Annotated in this window: 19 protein-coding genes; 13 read left to right on the forward strand and 6 right to left on the reverse strand. The window is 54.6% G+C overall.

The window, feature by feature from the left end:
- Positions 1-9 precede the first annotated feature (9 nt).
- A complete protein-coding gene (locus FBF26_02035; protein ID QJU10041.1) occupies positions 10-1,881 on the forward strand; it encodes an ATP-binding cassette domain-containing protein in 1,872 nt (623 codons plus the stop codon).
- A 75-nt stretch (positions 1,882-1,956) separates the two neighbouring features.
- Here the strand turns inward: FBF26_02035 and FBF26_02040 are convergent, their stop codons facing one another.
- Both FBF26_02040 and FBF26_02045 read right to left on the reverse strand, forming a co-directional pair.
- Positions 1,957-2,244, reverse strand: a complete 288-nt coding sequence (locus tag FBF26_02040; GenBank protein ID QJU10042.1) for an NrdH-redoxin — start codon at positions 2,242-2,244, stop codon at positions 1,957-1,959.
- A gap of 62 nt (positions 2,245-2,306) precedes the next feature.
- Positions 2,307-2,543 (reverse strand): hypothetical protein, encoded by a 237-nt coding sequence (locus FBF26_02045; GenBank protein QJU10043.1) that lies wholly within the window; start codon positions 2,541-2,543, stop codon positions 2,307-2,309.
- 39 nt (positions 2,544-2,582) lie between these two features.
- On the opposite strand from FBF26_02045, the gene FBF26_02050 reads away from it, so the two are divergent.
- The 10 genes from FBF26_02050 (at position 2,583) to atpC (ending at position 9,770) form a co-directional block, all read left to right on the forward strand.
- Positions 2,583-2,855, forward strand: a complete 273-nt coding sequence (locus tag FBF26_02050) for an AtpZ/AtpI family protein (GenBank protein QJU10044.1) — start codon at positions 2,583-2,585, stop codon at positions 2,853-2,855.
- 89 nt (positions 2,856-2,944) lie between these two features.
- Positions 2,945-3,685: a F0F1 ATP synthase subunit A gene (locus FBF26_02055; protein ID QJU10559.1), complete on the forward strand. Its 741-nt coding sequence runs from the start codon at positions 2,945-2,947 to the stop codon at positions 3,683-3,685.
- Between the two features lie 32 nt (positions 3,686-3,717).
- The gene (locus FBF26_02060; protein ID QJU10045.1) at positions 3,718-3,930 is read left to right on the forward strand and encodes an ATP synthase F0 subunit C; all 213 of its coding nucleotides are present in this window, start codon (positions 3,718-3,720) and stop codon (positions 3,928-3,930) included.
- A gap of 12 nt (positions 3,931-3,942) precedes the next feature.
- Positions 3,943-4,494, forward strand: coding sequence for a F0F1 ATP synthase subunit B (gene atpF, locus FBF26_02065; GenBank protein ID QJU10046.1), 552 nt, complete (start codon positions 3,943-3,945; stop codon positions 4,492-4,494).
- Between the two features lie 2 nt (positions 4,495-4,496).
- Positions 4,497-5,003, forward strand: a complete 507-nt coding sequence (locus FBF26_02070; GenBank protein QJU10047.1) for a F0F1 ATP synthase subunit delta — start codon at positions 4,497-4,499, stop codon at positions 5,001-5,003.
- Between the two features lie 8 nt (positions 5,004-5,011).
- On the forward strand, positions 5,012-6,538 hold the full coding sequence (locus FBF26_02075; protein QJU10048.1) for a F0F1 ATP synthase subunit alpha: 1,527 nt from the start codon (positions 5,012-5,014) through the stop codon (positions 6,536-6,538).
- A 3-nt stretch (positions 6,539-6,541) separates the two neighbouring features.
- Positions 6,542-7,423: an ATP synthase F1 subunit gamma gene (atpG, locus tag FBF26_02080; GenBank protein QJU10049.1), complete on the forward strand. Its 882-nt coding sequence runs from the start codon at positions 6,542-6,544 to the stop codon at positions 7,421-7,423.
- Positions 7,420-7,929 carry a hypothetical protein gene (locus FBF26_02085; protein QJU10050.1) on the forward strand — a complete coding sequence of 170 codons (510 nt, stop codon included), beginning with the start codon at positions 7,420-7,422 and terminating at the stop codon, positions 7,927-7,929. Before atpG ends, FBF26_02085 begins: the two co-directional genes overlap by 4 nt.
- Complete coding sequence (gene atpD / locus FBF26_02090) at positions 7,922-9,340, forward strand: F0F1 ATP synthase subunit beta (protein QJU10051.1); 1,419 nt, start codon at positions 7,922-7,924, stop codon at positions 9,338-9,340. Before FBF26_02085 ends, atpD begins: the two co-directional genes overlap by 8 nt.
- Positions 9,341-9,344: 4 nt before the next feature.
- Positions 9,345-9,770: an ATP synthase F1 subunit epsilon gene (gene atpC, locus FBF26_02095; GenBank protein QJU10052.1), complete on the forward strand. Its 426-nt coding sequence runs from the start codon at positions 9,345-9,347 to the stop codon at positions 9,768-9,770.
- 75 nt (positions 9,771-9,845) lie between these two features.
- Here atpC and FBF26_02100 read toward each other — a convergent pair whose 3' ends face one another.
- From FBF26_02100 to FBF26_02110, 3 genes are all read right to left on the reverse strand, one after another.
- Positions 9,846-10,928 (reverse strand): tRNA-dihydrouridine synthase family protein, encoded by a 1,083-nt coding sequence (locus FBF26_02100; protein QJU10053.1) that lies wholly within the window; start codon positions 10,926-10,928, stop codon positions 9,846-9,848.
- Positions 10,929-10,930: 2 nt separating this feature from the next.
- Complete coding sequence (locus FBF26_02105) at positions 10,931-11,851, reverse strand: hypothetical protein (GenBank protein QJU10054.1); 921 nt, start codon at positions 11,849-11,851, stop codon at positions 10,931-10,933.
- 1,089 nt (positions 11,852-12,940) lie between these two features.
- Positions 12,941-16,357 carry an ATP-dependent helicase gene (locus FBF26_02110; protein ID QJU10055.1) on the reverse strand — a complete coding sequence of 1,139 codons (3,417 nt, stop codon included), beginning with the start codon at positions 16,355-16,357 and terminating at the stop codon, positions 12,941-12,943.
- A gap of 55 nt (positions 16,358-16,412) precedes the next feature.
- Here FBF26_02110 and FBF26_02115 point away from each other — a divergent pair, with 55 nt between their 5' ends.
- A complete protein-coding gene (locus FBF26_02115; GenBank protein ID QJU10056.1) occupies positions 16,413-16,889 on the forward strand; it encodes a hypothetical protein in 477 nt (158 codons plus the stop codon).
- Positions 16,889-19,318 (forward strand): HAD family hydrolase, encoded by a 2,430-nt coding sequence (locus tag FBF26_02120; GenBank protein ID QJU10057.1) that lies wholly within the window; start codon positions 16,889-16,891, stop codon positions 19,316-19,318. Before FBF26_02115 ends, FBF26_02120 begins: the two co-directional genes overlap by 1 nt.
- Positions 19,319-19,871: 553 nt before the next feature.
- Here the strand turns inward: FBF26_02120 and FBF26_02125 are convergent.
- On the reverse strand, positions 19,872-20,255 hold the full coding sequence (locus tag FBF26_02125; GenBank protein ID QJU10058.1) for a hypothetical protein: 384 nt from the start codon (positions 20,253-20,255) through the stop codon (positions 19,872-19,874).
- Positions 20,256-20,291 lie beyond the last annotated feature (36 nt).

Consider the following 20,291-nt stretch of genomic DNA (forward strand, 5'->3'; position numbering starts at 1 on the left):
ATCCCAAGCATGATAGCCGACATCCACATCACTGAGAAGAGTTTTGGCGACAAGACATTGATGTGCGACGTCAAGTTTAGTGTGGATGATGGCGAAAAGGTCGGCGTGGTCGGCCGCAATGGCGTCGGCAAGTCAACGTTGTTTGGCATCTTGGCGGGCACGGATACCGACTACACCGGCGAGGTGATTTTTCGCCGTGGCATCACCGTGGCCAGTACGGCGCAGGAGCATCATGGTTTGGGCGATCAGACGGTGCTGAGCTACATCCTAGCGGGGCTACCAGAATATTCGCGTTTGAAGAAAATTATCGATGAATATCCCGAAACCATGGGCGATAATATGCGTAAGATCGAGGAGTATACCCAGGCGCTGGAACGATTTGATCAGAAAGGGTTTTACCAGATTGAGGAGAAGATTGCCCGGGAGCTCGATAATTTCCAGCTGAGCGGGTGCGGCGAGCGGTCGCTTGGTTCTCTATCGGGCGGTCAGAAGCGGCTGGTGGAGATCGTGAAGATTATGCATGCGGAGGCGCATTTGGCGCTGATTGACGAGCCGACTAATCATATGGATTATGTGGCCAAGCAGCAGTTCATCGACTGGATGAACTCGCAGCCGCGCCAGGCTATGTTGATCATCACGCATGATCGCGATGTGCTGGGTCGGGTGGATCGAATTGTCGAGCTCAAAGACGGCCGGGCGGTCAGTTACCGCGGTAACTATGACGCCTACCTCAAGCAAAACGCTCAGGCGACGGCGGCGGGCATGAATAATTTTGAGCAGGTCGAGAAGCGGATGACTAACCTTCAGCAAAAAGCGCTGGATTATCAGCGGCTAAAGGAAAAGTCGCGCAACCCGGGCACTATCCAAAAGTTTAAGCGGCTGGAAAATGAAGCGCGGGCCGAGCTAGCGGAATTATCAGAGATGGACAAGCCGACGTTTTGGATCGACAAGGAGTCGGCTGGGCAGCTTGATTACAAGTCAGCCGAGCGCTATGGCAAGTTCAAGGCGCGCAATATTCGGCTATCGATGAAGGATGCGGCCAGTCGTAGTCAGCACGTGCTGGTGCGAGTTGAGGATGCGGCAGTTGGGGTTGGCGAGCGGATATTGTGTGAGGGGGTGAATATTGATCTACGTGAGGGCGAGGCGGTGGAGCTACGCGGCTGCAATGGCGCTGGCAAGACGACGCTGATTCGGATGTTGCTGGCAAGCGGTGGTGCGGTTGCCCGGGCGTCTCATAAAATAATCCGGGACCCGAGACAATCCCAGATTTTTTCTGAGACGCCGCTCGCGCCAGATGAACCAGCGCCAGCGACACCTCCTGCGCTGGAGGCTGTGGAACGTTCGCGAGGAGCGGACGTTTCAGCCGAACGCTCGCGTAGTATCTCCAGTGGAGATGCAAGCGAAAAGAGTACTCCAGCGCAGGAGCGTGGCGCAGCCGTCACCCCTATCCTCTACTCCGGCAATCTCTTCCTCGATCCACAGGTGCGGGTGGGCGTGTATGAGCAAGAGATTGATGAGCGGTATTTGGCGGATCCGTTGGAGGCGGCGATCGAGAAATTATATCTTAGCCGTGACCTGCCGATTTCTGATACGAAAATTCGCCAATTGCTAGCCGATTATCTGTTCGCCGAAGCCGATCGGATGACGCCACTAGCGCGCCTGTCGGGCGGTCAGAAGGCGCGCTTTCAGATTATTGCTATGCTGGCGAATGACCCGCAGCTGCTGATTTTGGACGAGCCAACCAACCACCTTGACCTACCGAGCATTGAGGAATTAGAGACGGCACTGGCAAAATATTCTGGCGCCATCCTCTACGTCAGTCACGACAATTATTTCCGCCAAGAAATCGGTGGCGAAGTTGTGCAAATCGGTGCAGCATAAGGGGTGTGCTAATGAAAAACCTGCTACTAGTAGAGCCCTCAAGTAGCAGGTTTTTAATATGTCAATTAGCGATAGTTATTCGCTCATCAAACCATTCTTCTTCAGCGCATCCTGTAGTTTCGGCCGGTCAAAGCCGAGGATGACCTCGCCGCAAACATCGGTTACTGGCACGCCCTGGAAATTGCCGCCGTTTTTACTGAGCAATTCTTCCTTGGCGCTTGGATCAGCCTCGATGTCCTTGGCGACAAAATCAATGCCGAGTTTTTTCAACCACTCCATCTCGGTGTGACAAAATGCACACCAGCTGGTGCTATAGACAGTGACTTTGGCGTCTTGGTGATTGGCCGTGTTATCTTCGCTCATAACTTCCCTCCTTATGGCTTTTCTCTATTGTAGCATAAGCATCGGTGCCTCGGCAATGCCATCTAGTCTCGGGACGCCCGACTCGTTAAGTGCCAGCCGTCACACCCCCGGCAATAATACACGTCTAACTCCAGCTTTGGTGACACCAGCTCCTGCGTATCGGCTGCTCGCCTGGCGATTTGCTCGGTGGCGAAGCGGCGCTTGCGCCGGCAAGCGTCGTGATCGGCAGTTGTCAGCGTTGACTTGACGAGCGTTCGGGCCGATTTTGGTTGGTTTTTTGGGTAATTTCGCCGTGGCATCTTGTCAAGAGTATAGCATGTTGCTATAGTTACAGAGTAATGGCTGAGAGACCAGATGTTGAGAATGGCGTGACGACAGCGACAGAAGTGGCGGCGGCTCGGGTTATTCTCGGGACGATCGGCGACACAACGTGGCGGATGTTTGTGCCGAGCATCGGCTGTACGCTGCTGGGTGTGTGGCTGGATAGCGTGTTTGGTTTGAAGCCGTGGCTGATGTTTGCTGGCGTGGTACTTGGTTTTGTGGGCGCGTATCTACTGGTGAATAAGCAGCTGGGGCGTGTGAAACGAAAAAAGGAGCGTAAAAATATATGATACAATTATTTGCCAGTGCCGGTCCACACATTTCAGTCAAGGCTGATGAAGTAGCGAATATCGTGGGCGTGTCGATCACCAATTCGCACATGCTTGGCGCGCTCGGGCTGGTCGTTTTGGTGTGGTTGATGTTTCGGACACGGGCGGCAGTGCTGGGCAAGAAAAAGCATACTTTCGCAACGAAGTTGATTCACTGGACATTTGATGGGCTGTACAATACGGTTCGCCAAGTCATCCCGGACCAGACGTGGGCGCGTCGAGTGGCGCCGCTGTGTATCACTATATTCTTTTTCGTGGTGGCGCAGTATTGGCTAGGGCTGCTACCGATTGTCGGGCCGATCACCGTGGGAAGTCACGGTACGCCGCTGTTTCGCGGCGGTGTGGCTGATCTGAATATGACGTTTGGCCTGGCTATCGTGACCATTGTCGCCGCGCAAATTTATGCCTTCAAATACCTTGGCTTCAAGGGCAATATGGGCCGCTACTTTGTCAATCCGCTGCGTGATCCGATCATGGCGTTTGTCGGTATTTTGGAGTTGGTGGCGGAGTTCTCGCGCCTGCTCGGTCTGAGTTTCCGCCTGTTTGGCAACGTATTGGCGGGCGAGGTGCTGTTGATCATGATCGCCTTTTTGACGCAATATATCTCGCCGGTGGCCTTGCAGCCGTTTTATCTGTTCGAGCTGTTCATCGGCGGTATTCAGGCGTACATTTTCTTTATGCTGTCAACGGTATTTATTTCGCTGGGGCTGGCTCACCACGACACGCACGAGCCGACTGATCATGCTCATTCACCTGCTGATACGACGAAACTCGCGGCGGCGAATGATTAGAAAAGTAAAGTATTAAATAAAGGAGAAATTATATGAAAGAATTAGCATTTGCACTCACCTACGCCATCCCAGCTGCACTGGCAGCGATCGGCGCTGGTATCGTCGGCGCGGCAGCGATGAACGCGGCTGGCCGTAATCCAGAGAAAATTAACGACCTGCGCACCATGATGATCCTCGGTATTTCGTTCATCGACGCCCTAGCGATCATCGGTTTCGTGGCGGCTATCGTCGGCAAAGTTATGTAATTTGAGGGGTAAATTGTGGAGACTATATTGACACAATTTGCGAGTGCCGAAGCGCACGCGGCCGAAAAGGCTGACCTGTTCAGTTCGCTCGGTATTGATTGGAAGCTGCTGATCTTGCAAACGGTGGCGTTTCTGATCTTGCTGGTCATTCTACGCAAGTGGGTGTATCCGCCGTTGGCAGCGATGCTCGACAAGCGCGAAAAAGACATGCGCACAGCCGAAAAGGCGGCGCAATCGGCGCGCGACAACGCTGATAAAGCCGAAAAAATGACCAACGAGTTGATGCGAAAAGCTCGGGCGGAGGCCAGTGATATCGTGGCGGCAGCGCGTGAGGAGGCGGCCTCGGTCGTCGAGCAAGCTGCGGCTAAGGCGACTGCCAAATCCGAGACCATCGTTAGTGCAGCGCAGGCGGAAATCGCCAAGGAAGTCGAACAAGCCAAGAAAGCATTGCACAATGAGACGCTGGAATTGGTGGCTGAGGCGACTGGCAAGGTTTTGCATGAGAAAGTTGATGCTAAGACAGACGCCACGCTGATTGCGACTGCGGTCAAGGAGGTTGCCTAGTCATGGCGCGGACGCTTCGGCGAAAGTTGGCACGACACGCGGCCGAGCGGTTGCTCAAGGGTGACGCAGCAGTGATTGATGAATTAGCGGCGCTGATCATAGCCGAGCGGCGCGAGCGAGAGATTGATTTATTGGTGCAGGATATCGAGGCAGAATTAGCCGAACGTGGCACGGTTGTGGCGACGGTGGAGAGTGCAACACCGCTGGATGATGTGGTGCGGCAAGAAGTCAAGGGGCTGCTGAGCAGCGCGGCTCGTCATCGGGACGCGGGCTTCGCTCCGGGTTTCCGTAGCGGAAACTCGGGCTGCAGAGCGCCCTCAGACGACCGCGCTGCTCAGCATGTCGAACTTTCTGATGCGGAAGTTCCGAGCGACCGCATCGCTCAGGTACGCCTGCGCGAAATCATCCGTTCCGAGTTGATCGGCGGGGTGAAGATTACCACGCCGACTCAAGTGATGGACGCGACAATTGCCAAGAAACTAAACGACTTGCGGGCGAAGAAAATCTAGGAGGAAAAATGAGCAAGATTGATGTGACAGAACTAGCCAAAAGCCTGCGGGAAAAAATCGCGCAGCTGGAGGCGACGGAAGGACTAGAGGATACTGGTGTGGTTATCCGCGTCGGCGACGGCGTGGCGTGGGTGCACGGCCTCAGTAAAGCTGGCTACAGCGAAGTGCTAGAAATTGAAACTGATGGCGGCGTGGTAGAAGCCTTTGCGCTGAACTTGATGGAAGATGAAATTGGTGCGGTGATCCTTGGCGGTGAAGAGAAAGTCAAGGCTGGCGCCAGCGTTCGCCGTAAGGGTGCGGTGCTGGATGTGCCAGTTGGCGAGGAGCTGCTCGGCCGGGTGGTTGACCCGTTAGGTCGGCCGCTGGATGGCGGACCAGTCATCAAGACCAAGCAGCGTGGGCTGATTGAACGCCCAGCCATTGGCGTGATGGGCCGTAAGTCGGTGCACGAGCCGCTGATGACCGGCATCATGTCAATTGATGCCATGTTCCCAATCGGCCGCGGGCAGCGCGAGCTGATCATTGGTGACCGCCAGACGGGTAAGACCGCCATTGCCATCGACACCATGATCAACCAGGCGCGGCAAAAGACTGGCGTGGTGAACGTCTACGTGGCGATTGGACAGAAATTATCAAAGATTGCCCGGCTGGTTGACCGCCTAAAAGAAGAAGGTGTGATGGAACAGACCATCGTGGTGGCGACCAGTCCGTCAGACGCGGCTTCCCTGCTGTACCTCGCGCCATATGCTGGTACCGCCATGGGTGAATATTTCCGCGACAACGGCGGCCACGCACTGATGATTTATGATGATTTGACCAAGCACGCCGTGGCCTACCGCCAGATGTCATTGCTGCTGCGCCGTCCACCGGGACGCGAGGCGTATCCTGGTGACGTCTTCTATCTTCACTCTCGCCTGCTGGAACGTTCAGCCAAGTTGTCAGACGAATTGGGCGCTGGTTCACTGACTGCCCTGCCGATCATCGAGACGCAGGCTGGCGATATCTCGGCCTACATTCCAACCAACGTGATTTCCATCACCGACGGTCAGATTTTCCTGGAGACTGACCTGTTCTACCAAGGTATTCGCCCAGCTATCTCCGCTGGTCTATCGGTCTCCCGTGTCGGTGGTGCCGCTCAGACTAAGGCGGTTAAGTCAGTCGGCGGTAACTTGAAGCTCGGTCTTTCGCAGTTCCGTGAATTGGCTAGTTTCGCGCAATTTGGCTCGGATCTAGATGATGCGACCAAGGCGCAAATTGACCGCGGTCAACGTTTGACTGAACTGCTCAAGCAGCCGCAGTACCAGCCGATGAGCGTGTGGGAGCAATTTGTCAGCATTCACGCAGTAACCAGCGGTGCGTTTGACAATGTGCCAGTTGTCAAGATTAAGGAGGCGCAAGCTGGCCTGTTGACGCAACTTTGGAGCAACGCCAAAGACACCATGCGCGAACTAAACAAGGGCGCCAAACCGACTGATGAGCAGCTCCAGGTTATCGACGAGGCAACCCAAGTGGCGGCGAAAGGATTTGAGGAGTAATCCATGCCGAGTACTCGTGCGCTGAAAAATCGCATTCGCTCGGTGGATTCGACCAAGCAAATCACCAAGGCAATGCAATTGGTGGCCGCCAGTAAAATGCGCCGTTCGCAAGAGGCGGACAAGGCTTCAGCTCCCTACACCATGGCGGCTGAGGAACTCCTGGCGTACCTAGCTAGCCAGGGTGCGACTGATAATCACCCGCTGTTCAAGCGCCGCAAAATTACTAAGCGCTTGATCATCGTCATTGCCAGCGACAAAGGTCTGGCCGGCGCATATAACACCAATGTCTTAAAGAAATATCTGGAGCTGCTGAAGCGTGATGACGAACGCGGCATTGAGAACTTGACCTTGACCATTGGCCGTCGGGCTTCACAGTTTGCCTCGCGTTTGAAGGATACGAAGATTATCGGTACGTACGAAGATTTGCCAGATCAGCCGTCAGGATTGACCTTTCATACGATTTTGAACACTGCTATTAGCATGTTTGAGAATGGCGAGGTTGACGCGGTGACATTGGTGTATACGCGATTTGTTAATAGCATGGTGCAGACGGCGGAGCTGTCGCGCTTGCTGCCGGCGGGTACCAAAGCGTTAATTGACCCGAGTGAAGTTTCGAACACGGTTTCTGATGCCAAGTACGAGCCGAGCATTCCAGAAGTGCTGGACGCGGTGGTTTATCGTCTGACGGGCGCGCGGCTGTTTCAAGCGCTGCTGGACGCTCGTGCCAGTGAGCATTCCATGCGGATGATGGCTATGAAGAATGCGACGGATAATGCTTCTGACCTGGTGGATGATCTGACACTGGCGATGAATAAAGCCCGCCAGGGTGCGATCACCCAAGAGCTGGCAGAAATTTCTGGCGGTGTGGAGGCGATGGGACAATGAGCGTGTATTTTGCTTGCTACGATGAAGATCAGCTCTCAGGAAAAGTATCCTTGCGCACTGAAGCTATCCAGCGAACTAAACGGGGTATTTTGGATAAAAATTTAATAATTGATAGGATCATTACTTCACCGCTTCTTGTTGCAAGGGCTGCCGCTAAGGAAATAGCTCAAACGGCTGGATCCGATGATGTACAAATTGGTGTTGATGAGCGATGGCTGGATTTTGATATCGACGCACTAATGTACTGGTTGAGAAATGGGTGGCACGGTAAATCTCCGAGACCAGAGCGTGAGCTCAGGCCGCTAGATAAGATATTAACAACTATCGCATCTGCTTATGAGGACGCAGTTCGTTTGCCTGGAGTTACTCTCATCATTAGCAATAGCGAGGTATATAAATTTTTGCAAGCATATATACAGAGATTATCTATTGATGAAGTGGCATCGCTAAAAGGTATTAAGAATGGCGAGATAATCGAGATAGTAAAAGGAGGAATTGATGAGTAAAACACTAGGAAAAATTATTCAAATCGTTGGCGTGGTGGTCGATGTGGAGTTTCCACGTGACGTTAAATTGCCGGCAATTTATGATGCGTTGCATGTCAAGAATGGCAAAGAGACGCTGGTTTTGGAAGTAGCGCAGCACCTCGACGAGCACACGGTGCGAACGATTGCGCTGTCGTCGACTGACGGCTTGGCTCGCGGCGCAGAAGTGGTGGCGACTGGCGCGCCGATTTCCGTGCCAGTGGGTGCCGAGACCCAAGGGCGCATGTTTAACGTGGTCGGTGAAGCGATTGACGAAAAGCCGCAGCCAAAGGGTAAAACCGCACCGATTCACCGCCCTGCTCCGGACCTGAGCGAGCAGTCAAACAAGACGGAGATTTTGGAAACTGGAATTAAGGTTGTCGACCTGATCGCCCCGCTGGCCAAAGGTGGTAAAGCTGGTCTGTTCGCCGGTGCTGGTGTCGGTAAAACCGTTCTGATCACCGAGCTAATCAACAATATCGCTAAGTTCCACTCTGGTAACTCGGTCTTTGCCGGCGTTGGTGAGCGTACTCGTGAAGGAAATGACTTGTACTACGAAATGGAAGAAGCCGGCGTGCTGGACAAGACCTCGCTGGTGTTTGGTCAGATGAATGAGCCGCCTGGAGCACGTTTGCGCGTGGCACTGTCGGGTCTGGCGATGGCTGAAGCCTTCCGTGACGAGGGCAAAGACGTGCTGCTGTTTATCGACAATATTTATCGCTACACCCAGGCTGGTGCCGAGGTGTCGGCGTTGCTTGGTCGTTTGCCAAGCGCTGTGGGTTATCAGCCAAACTTGCAGCAAGAAATGGGTGCTCTCCAGGAGCGCATTACTTCGACGAAAAAGGGTTCGATTACCTCTGTTCAGGCGGTGTACGTGCCAGCCGATGACTTGACTGACCCAGCGCCAGCGACGACCTTCGCTCACCTGGACGCGACCATCGTGATGAACCGTGCTTTGACGGAAATTGGTATCTACCCGGCTGTCGATGTGCTGGATTCCAGCTCTAATTCACTTGATCCAGAAATCGTTGGCGAGGAGCATTACCGCGTGGCGCGCGAGGTGCAGCGAGTGCTGCAGCAGTACAAAGAATTGCAGGACATCATCGCCATCCTCGGTATGGAAGAATTGTCAGACGACCAGAAGCAAATCGTCGCTCGGGCTCGTCGCATCCAGCGTTTCCTGGCGCAGCCATTCCATGTGGCTGAGAAATTTACTGGTAATCCAGGCGTGTACGTCAAGTTAGAGGACACTATTCGCGACGCCGCTGACATCTTGGCCGGTAAATACGACGACAAGCCAGAAAGCTGGTTCTACATGGTGCAAGGAACTTTGAGCGATCAAGTCGCCCGTGACGCTGAAAGCGCAAAGCAACCAGAAGCAAAGAAGGACTAGCCTGATGGATCTAAAGCTGGTAACGCTCGGTGGTGTCAAGCTGGATGAGATGGTCTACTCGGTAACTATTCCGACGATTGACGGTGAGATTTCGGTGCTGCCGAGCCACGAACCGCTGGTGACGGTGGCGAGGGACGGCGTGATCACCGTGCGCCGGCATCAAGAAGACCCCGACAATCAATTGGAATATTTCGCAATCTCTGGCGGCGTGGTGAAAATCGATTATTCATCGGTGCAAATCCTGGTGGACGAGGCCGACCATGGCGACGACATCATCGAGGCGGAGACTCAGGCGGCCCTGGAGCGCGCCATCAAAGCCCGCGACGAGGCCGGCGACCAAGTCGAGCGCGAGAAAGCCAAACAGCTCATCGACCGGCATATGGTGCGGTTGAAGGTGGCGGACTTGCATCGGCGCAAGCGACGACGGTAGTAGATTGTTTACAGTGTCATTTTAGGCGCACGTTTGATTACGATGTGTCTTGCGGTCGGTTATGGGCGCTCAGTTTTATTGATCATCCAGTAATTGGCGGACTTCGTCGGTGCTGGTGGTGTGCATCAATTGCTCGCGCAGTTCCTTGGCGCCGTCGAAGTCGCGGATGTAGATTTTGAAGAAGCGTTTGAGGGTTTCAAAGGGGCGGCCGAGGGTTGGCTGGTAGTGGTCAAAGAGGTCGAGGTGGTAGTGTAGTAAGGCGATCAGTTCAGATTTGTGTTCTAAAGCATTGGTGAACGGCGCATCGTTCTGATTCGAAGCACACTTTTCGCTTAAATCTCCACTGGAGATTTGGCGCGAGCGTTCGGCTGGATTGTCCGCTATTCGCGAACAATCCACAGTCTTCTCATCAGAAGATGCTTCGCTCACCTTGCTTCTGACAAAACAAAACGGATCGCTGAAAATCCCCCGCCCAATCATAATGCCGTTGACGCCGGGGTGCTGGCGGGTGAGTTCCAAGCCGTGGGTGCGGTCGCGGATGTCGCCGTTTATAGTCAAGAGAGTTTGCGGGGCAATTTCATTACGAAGGGCGATAATGTCATCGATGAGCTCGTAATGCGCTGGGACTTTGCTCATTTCCTTTTTGGTGCGCAGGTGGATGGTTAGGTTGGCGAGATCTTGTTGCAACAATGTTGCAATCCAGTCATGCCACTCGTCGACGCGGCTGTAACCCAAGCGGGTTTTGACGCTGACTGGCAACCCAGCGGTTTTGGCGGCTTGGATGGCAGCTACGGCGACTTCTGGACGGCGGATCAGCGCTGCTCCACCCGATTTGATGGCTGATTTGGCGGGGCAGCCCATGTTGATGCCAATGCCATCAAAGCCTAATTGAGCGCAGTGGGCAGCAAATTGTTCCATGTCACCCGGCTCGCCACCCCAGATTTGGGCGACCAGTGGATGTTCGTCATCGGTTTTGATGAGTCGCCCGGCGATGGCCTTGTCACCAGCGTGCACCCAACCGGTGGCATTGGCGAATTCGGTGAAAAACACGTCGGGCGCGCCCGCCTTTTTCACGACATGGCGAAAGACGACGTCGGTGACGGCCTCCATGGGTGCCAAGATGAAAAATGGCTGCGGCAGATTGTCCCAAAAGGTCATGTTCACGTCGTCAGCCCTTTACTAAACAATATACTTTCCGCGATAAATAGACGTAGCGCCTCCAGCTCGCCGCGAACCTGCGCTCGCTCCAGATAGGTATAGTACGCTCGCTTGCGCTCTTTGGCAACGAGGGGTGGCACCAGTCCTAATTGCAGGGCCTGGACAAAGAGCAAGAGTCGCCCGGTGCGACCGTTGCCATCGCTAAATGGATGGATTTTTTCAAATGTTGCATGAGTACGGGCGAGCCATTCTATCGACTCTGTTTTGGGCGATTTGTTCATTTCGTCAATACACTCGGACATCGCTTCAGTGATGCGCAGATGGTTTACTGTTGTGACGCGATTACCCATGATGCGCACACCGTGTCGGCGGTAGAGTCCGGCGTCAGACACCAGCGTATTCATTAGTCGGACGTGCGTTTGCAAGATCAGCTCTTCGCTCCACGTAAAATGCGTCCCTTCTTTGTGTAGGGCATCCAGCAGAAAGTAGAGCGCAGTACGGTGGTTACGGGCCTCTATCTGTTCGCGCGCTGTCTTGTTGGCGAGGACGCGATTATCATCGTTCAGCACCTCTGCGACGTCTGCTAGGGTCATTGTGCTACCCTCGATCGTGTTCGTGTGGTAGGTCAAGTGGAGCGTCAGGATGTCAAGTAGTTCTTGATTCGCCAGGAGTGTCCGGATCGTCATGCGGCTGGCCTGGGCGGCACGTTCAGTAGCGAGGCGCTTCGCCTCGTCGATGGTGTCCTGCCCGATCATCTCTTGATGTAATAGCTGAATATTCGCCAGGTTTTTGGCGCGCGGCGACATGTGTTGGTGTACCCAGGCATTGAGCGTACGCACCGGCACATCTAAGCGACGCGCCAGTTGTTCTTGGGTAAGGCCTGTCCGCATCAGAATTTCTTGGAGTAATTGCGCAGCATTCATGTCGTGATATTACCAAAACATCATGATGTTTGTCAAATAGCACGATGTTTTCTAGGAATCTGATGGTATGGTGGCGGGAGTCTTTTGGATATACAAGTGGCTACCCCTGCCCGACAATCACCGCCAAAAGGTGAAATCCCCGCGTCATCGTTGACGCGGGGGTGGTGGACTCAAGCGGTTCTGCTCGGAGTTGATCTCATCGCTGAGAAAAACTGCTACGAGTGAACTCGCGAGTCCTGAGGATTTAAGAACGGTAGCGTCACAAGCACGCAGATTCCGTTCCGATGAACAGGCGAGACCTTGAAAGGCGAAGGTCCCTTTAGCCTATCCATACCGCTGGCTCAAGTTACTGCTTGATGATGACAGTAACGAACCGCTTGTAGCGGTTGCTAGATGGGCGAAAACAATGCTGTTTTCGTGATAGACCAGAGTGGAGGTTATTGGCCTATCATGCGTACTGTTTGCAGCTCAACGCTGAGCTATAGCACGCACCCCAGCGGATGTGGCGGGAGTCGAACCCGCGAGGCTCGGCGGTTTTTTAAGACCTCGCCTCCTGACCTAGCACACCCTATGATCTGTTTTTCCGAGACTTAACGGATCTCGGCGGGGGATCACCCCCGGGACTTTTCGTGTCCCGCCTGCAAACGGCCAGGCTATTTCAGGACGGTGCTACCACAGTGGCAGCACCGATACCCGTGCTGCTTTTGCAGGGCGTTGCCATCATACCAGATGGTCTGATGGCAACACGAGCAGGTTGATCTCGTGGTGTCGTTACCACGAGACTCCTTACTTGTTCGGACATAGTCATAACCGAATAGTCCCATGAGTTTCACCTCCTCTCACGGGACTTGGCGGGTTGCAGTGAGTGAAGCGCTTTCCACCAGACACTACTCTGCGGATGCAGAGTGATAGGCGTCTGAGCGCACTCACCCAACAACTCTTCGACGAAGAGTCAAGTACGTTTATATCATACATAACTCAAAAAGTCAACAACCCCCAGTGATCTATTTCAATACAGCATAAGGTTCTAGCGGGAGTGAATCTGGGCAGAGAGTCGTGTCCTTATTCTCGCTATGCCCCGCGGAGGGATTACCACTCCTCTGTCAATAAATCCTGCTCAAACTGCACCATCCCCTTATAATCCGCTGAATACCCAGAAATATCCGGTAGTTCCAGGGTGGTGATTTTCTGCCAGACGACGCTGATCAGCCGGGCGAATTCAGCTAGTTCTTCCTCAGAGAACGTGTCTTCCAAGCTGAGGATGTCGCCGGTTTTCGTATCTGGCTCGACGAATTGTAGGCGGGCGCCGGTGAAGCTGAAATTGCCATAATCACGTGATGACGTGACCAGGAGTTGATAAAACATCAGTTGTTGGCGGTATTTGTGGAGCTTGATTTTTTCGTAATCAGACGTGCCCTTCCAGGAGTGCGACGGCTTGCCAGTCTTGTAATCGGTCACGAAGATGGTCTTATTATGCTTATCAATGTCGGCGACGTCCAGCTTGCCGGTCAGGCGTGCGCCGCCAACGACGATACCTTGATGAGCGAAGTCGAACTCCGCGAGCTCTGTGTCACGAAAATCGGACGATTTGGCGTCCAGAAACGCCATCAGCGCCGCCGTGCCCTTGTCCAGATACAGCTCGAAATCGTCGGGCGGCAGGTGCTGGGCCTCAAGCGACGTGCGGAAATGTTGGAGGATGCGCTCGGCAGGCGGCAGGCGGTGGTCGGCGCGTAGCAGGTTGTGCAGCTGCTGCAGACTGGTGTGAATGGCGGTGCCGTAGCTGGCGGCGGGGCTTTTGGCGGACGGAAAGCGCAGGAGATTATTCAACAAAAAGTTCTGCGGGCCGCCGCGCGAGACGTCGAGAAAATTATTGAGATGCGTGATGGAAAGTTTGTAGGTTTCGAGTGTCGGTGCCAGCACATCCTTGAGCTCCGTAGTCATCGGCGCGCTCAGCCGCGAGCTCCAGTCGGTTTGCGCCACGGTCAGTTGCGTCGCGGGCGTATCGGCGGCGGGGATAATCGTCGGTGCGTGGTCGGTCAGAAAGCTGGCGATCATGGTGTCGCTGCCGGCGTCGTTGGTCTGGGAATAGGTTATAGTCAAGGTGGTTTTGGCGCGGGTCATCGCCACGAAGAATAGCCGCAGCCGCTCGTCGTAACTGGCGCCAGCAGGCTGGAGCTGGAGATTGGCGGGATAGTGAATCAGTCGCGAGCGCGAGCGGACTTTTTCGCCCCAGACACTGTCGATTGCCCCGATGACGAAGACGCGTGGGAATTCTAGGCCCTTGGATTTGTGGGCGGTCATCAGGTTGATGGCGCCGCCGAGGGTGCTGGCCTGGGGGCGGATGTGCGTCAGGCGGGTTTTGGTCGAGCGGTGTAGGTCGATGAATTCCAGGAAGTCCGCCAGCGTCGGGACTTCGTCGGTAGAACGGTCGCGTAATTTTTGGCGCAGCGTGCGCAGACTCTCGAGCGTGGCTAGGTAGGCGTCGGGGTGTTTGGCAAGGGCTTCAGGCGAAAAGTAGTGGGCAGCGAGAGAATTAAGCGAAGAGCCTTTACTGGGACTCCTCTTTTCGCGCCGGGCGTCTGAGGACGCTCGGGCTGCAATCGCTGTACGGAGCTTTAAGGAAAGCTCCTCGCCGGTTGGTTGCAATCGCTGTACGGAGTCGATTGGAGTAATTCCAGCACTCATCTCTAGCCCTAGTAACTTATCCAACTGCTCCTCCAGCGGCAAATTTGGTACGTCCCTGGCTCGCTCCAGCAGCCACTCGCCAAACGGCTGAAAAGTGCTGCTTGACAGCATACTCTCCAGCCATAGCTGCCGATGGTTATAGGCATGGAGGCTGAGCCGCCAGATATCCAGCGCCGAAAAGCCAAACGCCGGATGGGCGATGACCTCTGGCAGCAGACTGTTGGCGGCGTCGAGATTATTCTGATGAATCGCCATGACCACCCGCGCCAGCTTGTCCAGCGCTTGAATAATATCCTGCTCTAAAATATCATCGTGCCGCTCGTAATTGACCGTCAGATTCTGGCGATACAGGTGCGGCAGCAGCTTGATCAGCTCCTTGTGATGGCGGGCGATGACGGTGATGTGCGCTGGGTTTTCGCCGCGTTTGATCAGCTCGGCAATTTGCTGTGCTACCCCTGCCCGCTCCTCGCTCACCGAGGTAAATTCCTGGATTTCGACCCGCGCGCCGCTACCAGACGCGTGCGCCGTCAATTGTTTTGACAAGCCGTCAATGGTGTTCTCCAGGCGATCCGTTCCTTGGGTGATCACTCCGCGCGCTGCCGTCAAGATGTCAGTCGCCGAGCGGTAATTGTCCGTCAGCACGACAATTTTCGGGTCATGATATTGCTGGCGGAAACGCTGGATATTGCCAACATCGGCGCCCTGAAAACTGAAAATCGCCTGATCATCGTCGCCGACCGCCATGATGTTGGGATTATCCTCATCGCCAGTCAGGTCGAACAGCAGCCGCAGCTGCGCCAGGTTGGTGTCCTGAAATTCATCGACCATGATGAATTGATATTGTTCTTGGAGATTGGCGCGCAGTTCTGGATGGGTCTCGCAGGCTTGAATGACCGACAAAATCATGTCGTCGTAGTCAAACAGCGAGCGCTCGGCCAGCACGTTGCCATATGCTTCGTAGACGTCAATGGCGGCGGATAGTTTCTCGCTGGCAGTGGCGTCTTTGAGGACGAATTCGCCGCTGGCGTTCTTTTCACACCACTTGTTTTTCCAGGTGGTCAGCGGTTTGGTGGAGCTAGCGTCGATGGCCTCTTGGGCCGCGTGAGCGATGCTGAGTGCCAGAACGTGGGCGTACGGGGTGATGGAGGACGGTAGATTGGTGATTGTAACAGAATTTCCCTCGCCGATTCTCTCGATAATCTTCTCTGCTAATGGCGCAAATAATTCAATGGTTTTTTTAGAAATTTTACTGGCAAATACCTGCTGGATATCAGGGGCAATGTCGGCGATAATGCGCTGGTTATCCGCCATCACTAGCCGCAGCTCCGCCGGCGTGAGGCCGCTCTGTTTGAACTCGGAAATAACTCGGATTAACTCACTGGTGTAGACGAACTCACCGTTGTTTTTAACGCTCAGCGGATTACGCCAATCAAGCCCCTCGAGAATCCCCGTCACAATTTGGTGCTGCATCAGTTCATCCGCCGGCTGGGCATCGGCGCCGCGGAAGAAATACTGGCGGTGCTGATTGATAATCTCCGTACCGAAGCTGTGAAAGGTGTGAATGGCGATTTTATACGCATCCTCGCCGATGATCTGGCGCAGGCGCTGGCGCATGTTGGCGGCGCCGCTCTCGGTAAACGTCAGGCACAAAATACTATCCGGCAGCGTGTCAGTCTGGCGCAAAATCTGGGCGGTACGCATGCTCAGCAGCTCGGTCTTGCCCGTGCCCGGCCCGGCGATCACCAGGAGCGAGCCGTGAATGTAATCGACCGCTTGGCGCTGATTGGCGTTCAGTTTGGCGTAGCGCGTGTCAAAGTCCATGAGTCAATTGTAGCACGCTGGCACAAGCACCGGTAACAATGGTAAAATAGTAGGTATGCATGATGAACGGGCACTCGCGGCGCTGATTGATGATCAGTTTGGACTGACGGTCAAAATCCAGTCAGTCGTGCTACCGATGAGCGATGTTAGCCGCACGGCGCAGGCGACGGTGGTGCTTGACGTGACGGGTGAATTGTTGGCTTACATCACAGCGCGGGCCATCATGACGCTAGGCGATGTCAAGCGATTGGTGCGGCGAATGGGCTTGCGGCCAGAGCGGTTCGTGCCGCCAAAGCACCAGCCGAACTACTTTGACGACGTGGCGACCGAGAAGTTCCAGGCGGTCTTCCCGGGGATGAATGTCACTTCGCCGGATGACTTGATATATTATCGGACGTTGGTGCCGTATAATCCAGCCCTGGTCGTCATATCAGAGGTCAAGCGCGGTGAGATATACCAATTTGACCCGGACGCGCGCGGCGGGTATCGCGTCGGCGCGCGATTACATTACAAAAGGAGCGAGGCAATATAATGCGAGATTATCTAGACATTATCAAGAGAAATTTACTATCGCCAATTGTGCTGGCGATTTTCCTGCTGGCCGGGGCGCTGATTTATGTGCGCGAGTACCGGGACGCTTGGTTTATTTCGGTGGTGATCGTGGTCAATTCGCTGATCGGCATCGTGCAGGAGATTCGTGCCAAGCGGGTGCTGCACCGGCTGGAGCTGATGAGTGCGCCCAGGGCGCGGGTGCTGCGTGACGGCCAGGCGGTGGAAGTGCCGTATGATTCGCTGGTTGTTGGCGATGAGATTATCCTACAGGCTGGTGATGAGCTGCCGGCGGACGCGACAGTGATAGCGTCGAAGGGCTTGGAGTTGAATGAAAGTATGCTCACGGGCGAGTCGGCGGCAGTCGAGAAAGCGGCTGGCGATACGGTACTGGCGGCGACCACGGTGCTGGCGGGCGAAGGTACGGCGCGGGTCGCGGCGGTCGGCGACCAAACGAAGGCCGGCGCTATCAGCCAAGTTCTCAAGCGCTACAAGCCAGAGCTGACACCGCTGCAGCGAGCGATTTGGCGAGCGATTTCCTTCTTGACATACGGCGCGATCGTGTTGGCTGCCCTGATTTTTATCGTGTATTATTTGTCGGGTGATAACGTGGTGATTATCTTAAAGACGATTACTTCGGCGGCGGTGACAGTAGTGCCGGAGGGGCTGCTGCTGGCTAGTTCCCTGCTGCTGGCGTTCGGCTCGCTGCGGCTGGCGCAGGCCAAGGTGCTGCCGCAAAAATTGGCGGCGATCGAGGCGATGGCGCTGCTCAATCTGTTGGCTGTGGACAAGACTGGCACGCTGACTAGCGACGAGGTGACGCTGGAGCGAGTGGTGGCGTTTGATGAGTCGGGTGTACTGATGAGCTCGGCAATAGCTGACTCAGAAAAGCTACACGCCGCGCGCCCAGTGGTCGCTCGGGTTCCGGATTTTTCTGAGTCAGCTGTTGCCTCTTTCGCTGCTCTCATCGCCCATGAAACCAGCGGCGGTAATATCACCGGGCAAGCGATCCTCGCAGAACTCACGCCGCCCAAGCACGCAGACATCATCGAGGTGATGGCCTTTTCCTCGGCGCGCAAGATGGCGGGCGTCCGGGCGAAAATTGACGGTCAAACGCGGACATTGATGATGGGAGCGCCGGAGTTTGTGGCTAAATTGGCGCCGGTTGACACCATGTTGCAGCGGCAGCTGGACGAGTGGGCGGACAGCGGCCTACGAGTGCTGATGCTGGCGGAATTTGACGGTGAAACGACGAAACTCAAGGATCTGCCGGACGGTTCTGGGCGGGCGATCGGCGCGGTGATTTTGCGTAATTCCCTGCGCGACGGCGTGATTGATACGGTCAAGTTCCTCCAGGAGCAAGGCGTGGTCATCCGGGTGATTTCCGGCGATAATCCGCGCACCGTGCAGCACATCGCGCGCCAGGCGGGCATCGCTAATCCGGACAAGGCCATCCTCGGCTCGGCATTGGCGGGTCTCAGCGACAAAGCCTTCGACAAGGCCGCTGATGAACACACAATTTTTGCTCGCGTGCTGCCAGAGCAAAAGGAGCGGCTGATCGCTCATTTCAAGCAGTCCGGCAAGTTCACCGGCATGGTCGGCGACGGTGTCAACGACGCGCTGGCGCTGAAAAAATCTGACCTCGGCGTGGCGATGTACGCCGGTGCTCCGGCGTCGCGGCGGGTGGCGGACATCATTTTATTGAATAACTCGTTTACGTCCCTGCCGATTGGCATGAAGCTGGGTAATCGGATCATGCAAGCGATCGAAGTCATCGCCACCCTGTTCTTTCATAAGATTATTTACGGTGTGGTGCTGCTACTCAGTACCATGCTGGTTGGGCTGAATTATCCGTACGCGCCGCGGCACATCACCTTTCTCAATATTTTCCTGGTGACTATGCCGACGATCATGTGGACGCTGTTTCCGCCACGGCCGCGTCATCGGGTCAATCCGGTGTATTTTTGGCGCGACACCTTGCAGGCGGTGGCGCCGATCGCGCTGCTGACGGGCCTCACCGTGGCCTTTACCTACTGGTCGGGCGTGACACTACATCCACATCAAGCGGCCGAGGCGGCGACGATGACGGTTCTGACGGCAACGTTCTTTGGGATTTATCTGGTGTTTTTGGTCGGGCCGATGCTCGGTGTGGTTCTGGATAAGCGGGCGCACCTGGCGCGGACGTTGTATCTGGCGGGGGTGCTGTTCGTTACCTTGGTGAGCTTTGGCATTGAGCCACTCAGGCAGTTCTTTGACTTTACTATGCCAAACGTTGCTCTGCTCTGGCCGGGCATCGCCGTAGTCGTTCCCGTCGCCCTGGCCCAGTGGTGGCTGGCTCGCCGTGCTGGTCGGAAGTTCGCTGATATGGTAGAAGCGGCTAATGAGCGGATGAAGACGAACCGCCCAGAATGAGCGGGCGAATAGGTCTCTAATTAGTAACAACTATCTCCAATGAAAATAGCCCACCGAACGAGCTCAAACCAGAACTGGATATATCTCAACCCAGGAAATGCAAGTAACGCATATCAACCAGTTTGAGCCCAGTCGGTGAGCTATTTTCGGTGGGCTGTTAGCCCTCTTTGTCCTCTTTGTCCTCTTGTTCTCTACTCCTTGGAGCGAGGGAGGAGGCGACTATCAGCGCTGCTCCAATTAGGGCGGTGCTAATCACCGCCGCTGCCATCAATATTGTAAATGCAACGTAGGAGATATCATGGGCGCACATTATGTGTGCCTCCTTCCTAAAGAGATTCGCTCAAAGCTAAAGGGCGACTTTCGCCCTTAGACTAAACTCTGAGCTGAAAGCTGGTATATTATATATCACTAATAGAATAAAATGTCAATGGATTTTGTCAAAAATGTGGTGTAATATTTCTCTCACCTCTGTTATGATTATAAATAAATTTGGGTAGCAATGATGGCTCGCATTCGCTATCGGTGGCCGCTTTCCGCGCTATGTACGCGAAAATCACTGATCCAGCTTTTGCTTGGTCGCCGCCAAATAATACCGATAATAACTCTTTGGGTCTGGCACGAAAAAGCTGTTATCGATATCATCGTTCGGACGAATTTCAATATGCTGATCGTTGGCGTATGGCTTGATGAGGTACGTAAACTCAAACTCGTATTCGCCAGAAATCTGCTTGAGCTCCTCGCTATGATAAAGCGGGTCGGGATAATCTGTCATTACTAGCGCGAATAAGCCTCCATTTTTATCGTCAAACAAATGAAACGCTGTGTCGGGACAGAGTGGCACAAGCGACGCCAGCTGGCGAATGTATGATGCGCCGTCGAGAATTGGGAATGCTTTGTTGACTATTTCTGGAAATAGGATATTGCAGTAGTTGTTCATGTGGTAACTTTGATTATATCAAGAAAAGTGAATAGT

It is taken from the genome of Candidatus Saccharibacteria bacterium oral taxon 488, assembly GCA_013100825.1.
GTDB lineage: Bacteria > Patescibacteriota > Saccharimonadia > Saccharimonadales > Saccharimonadaceae > Nanosynbacter.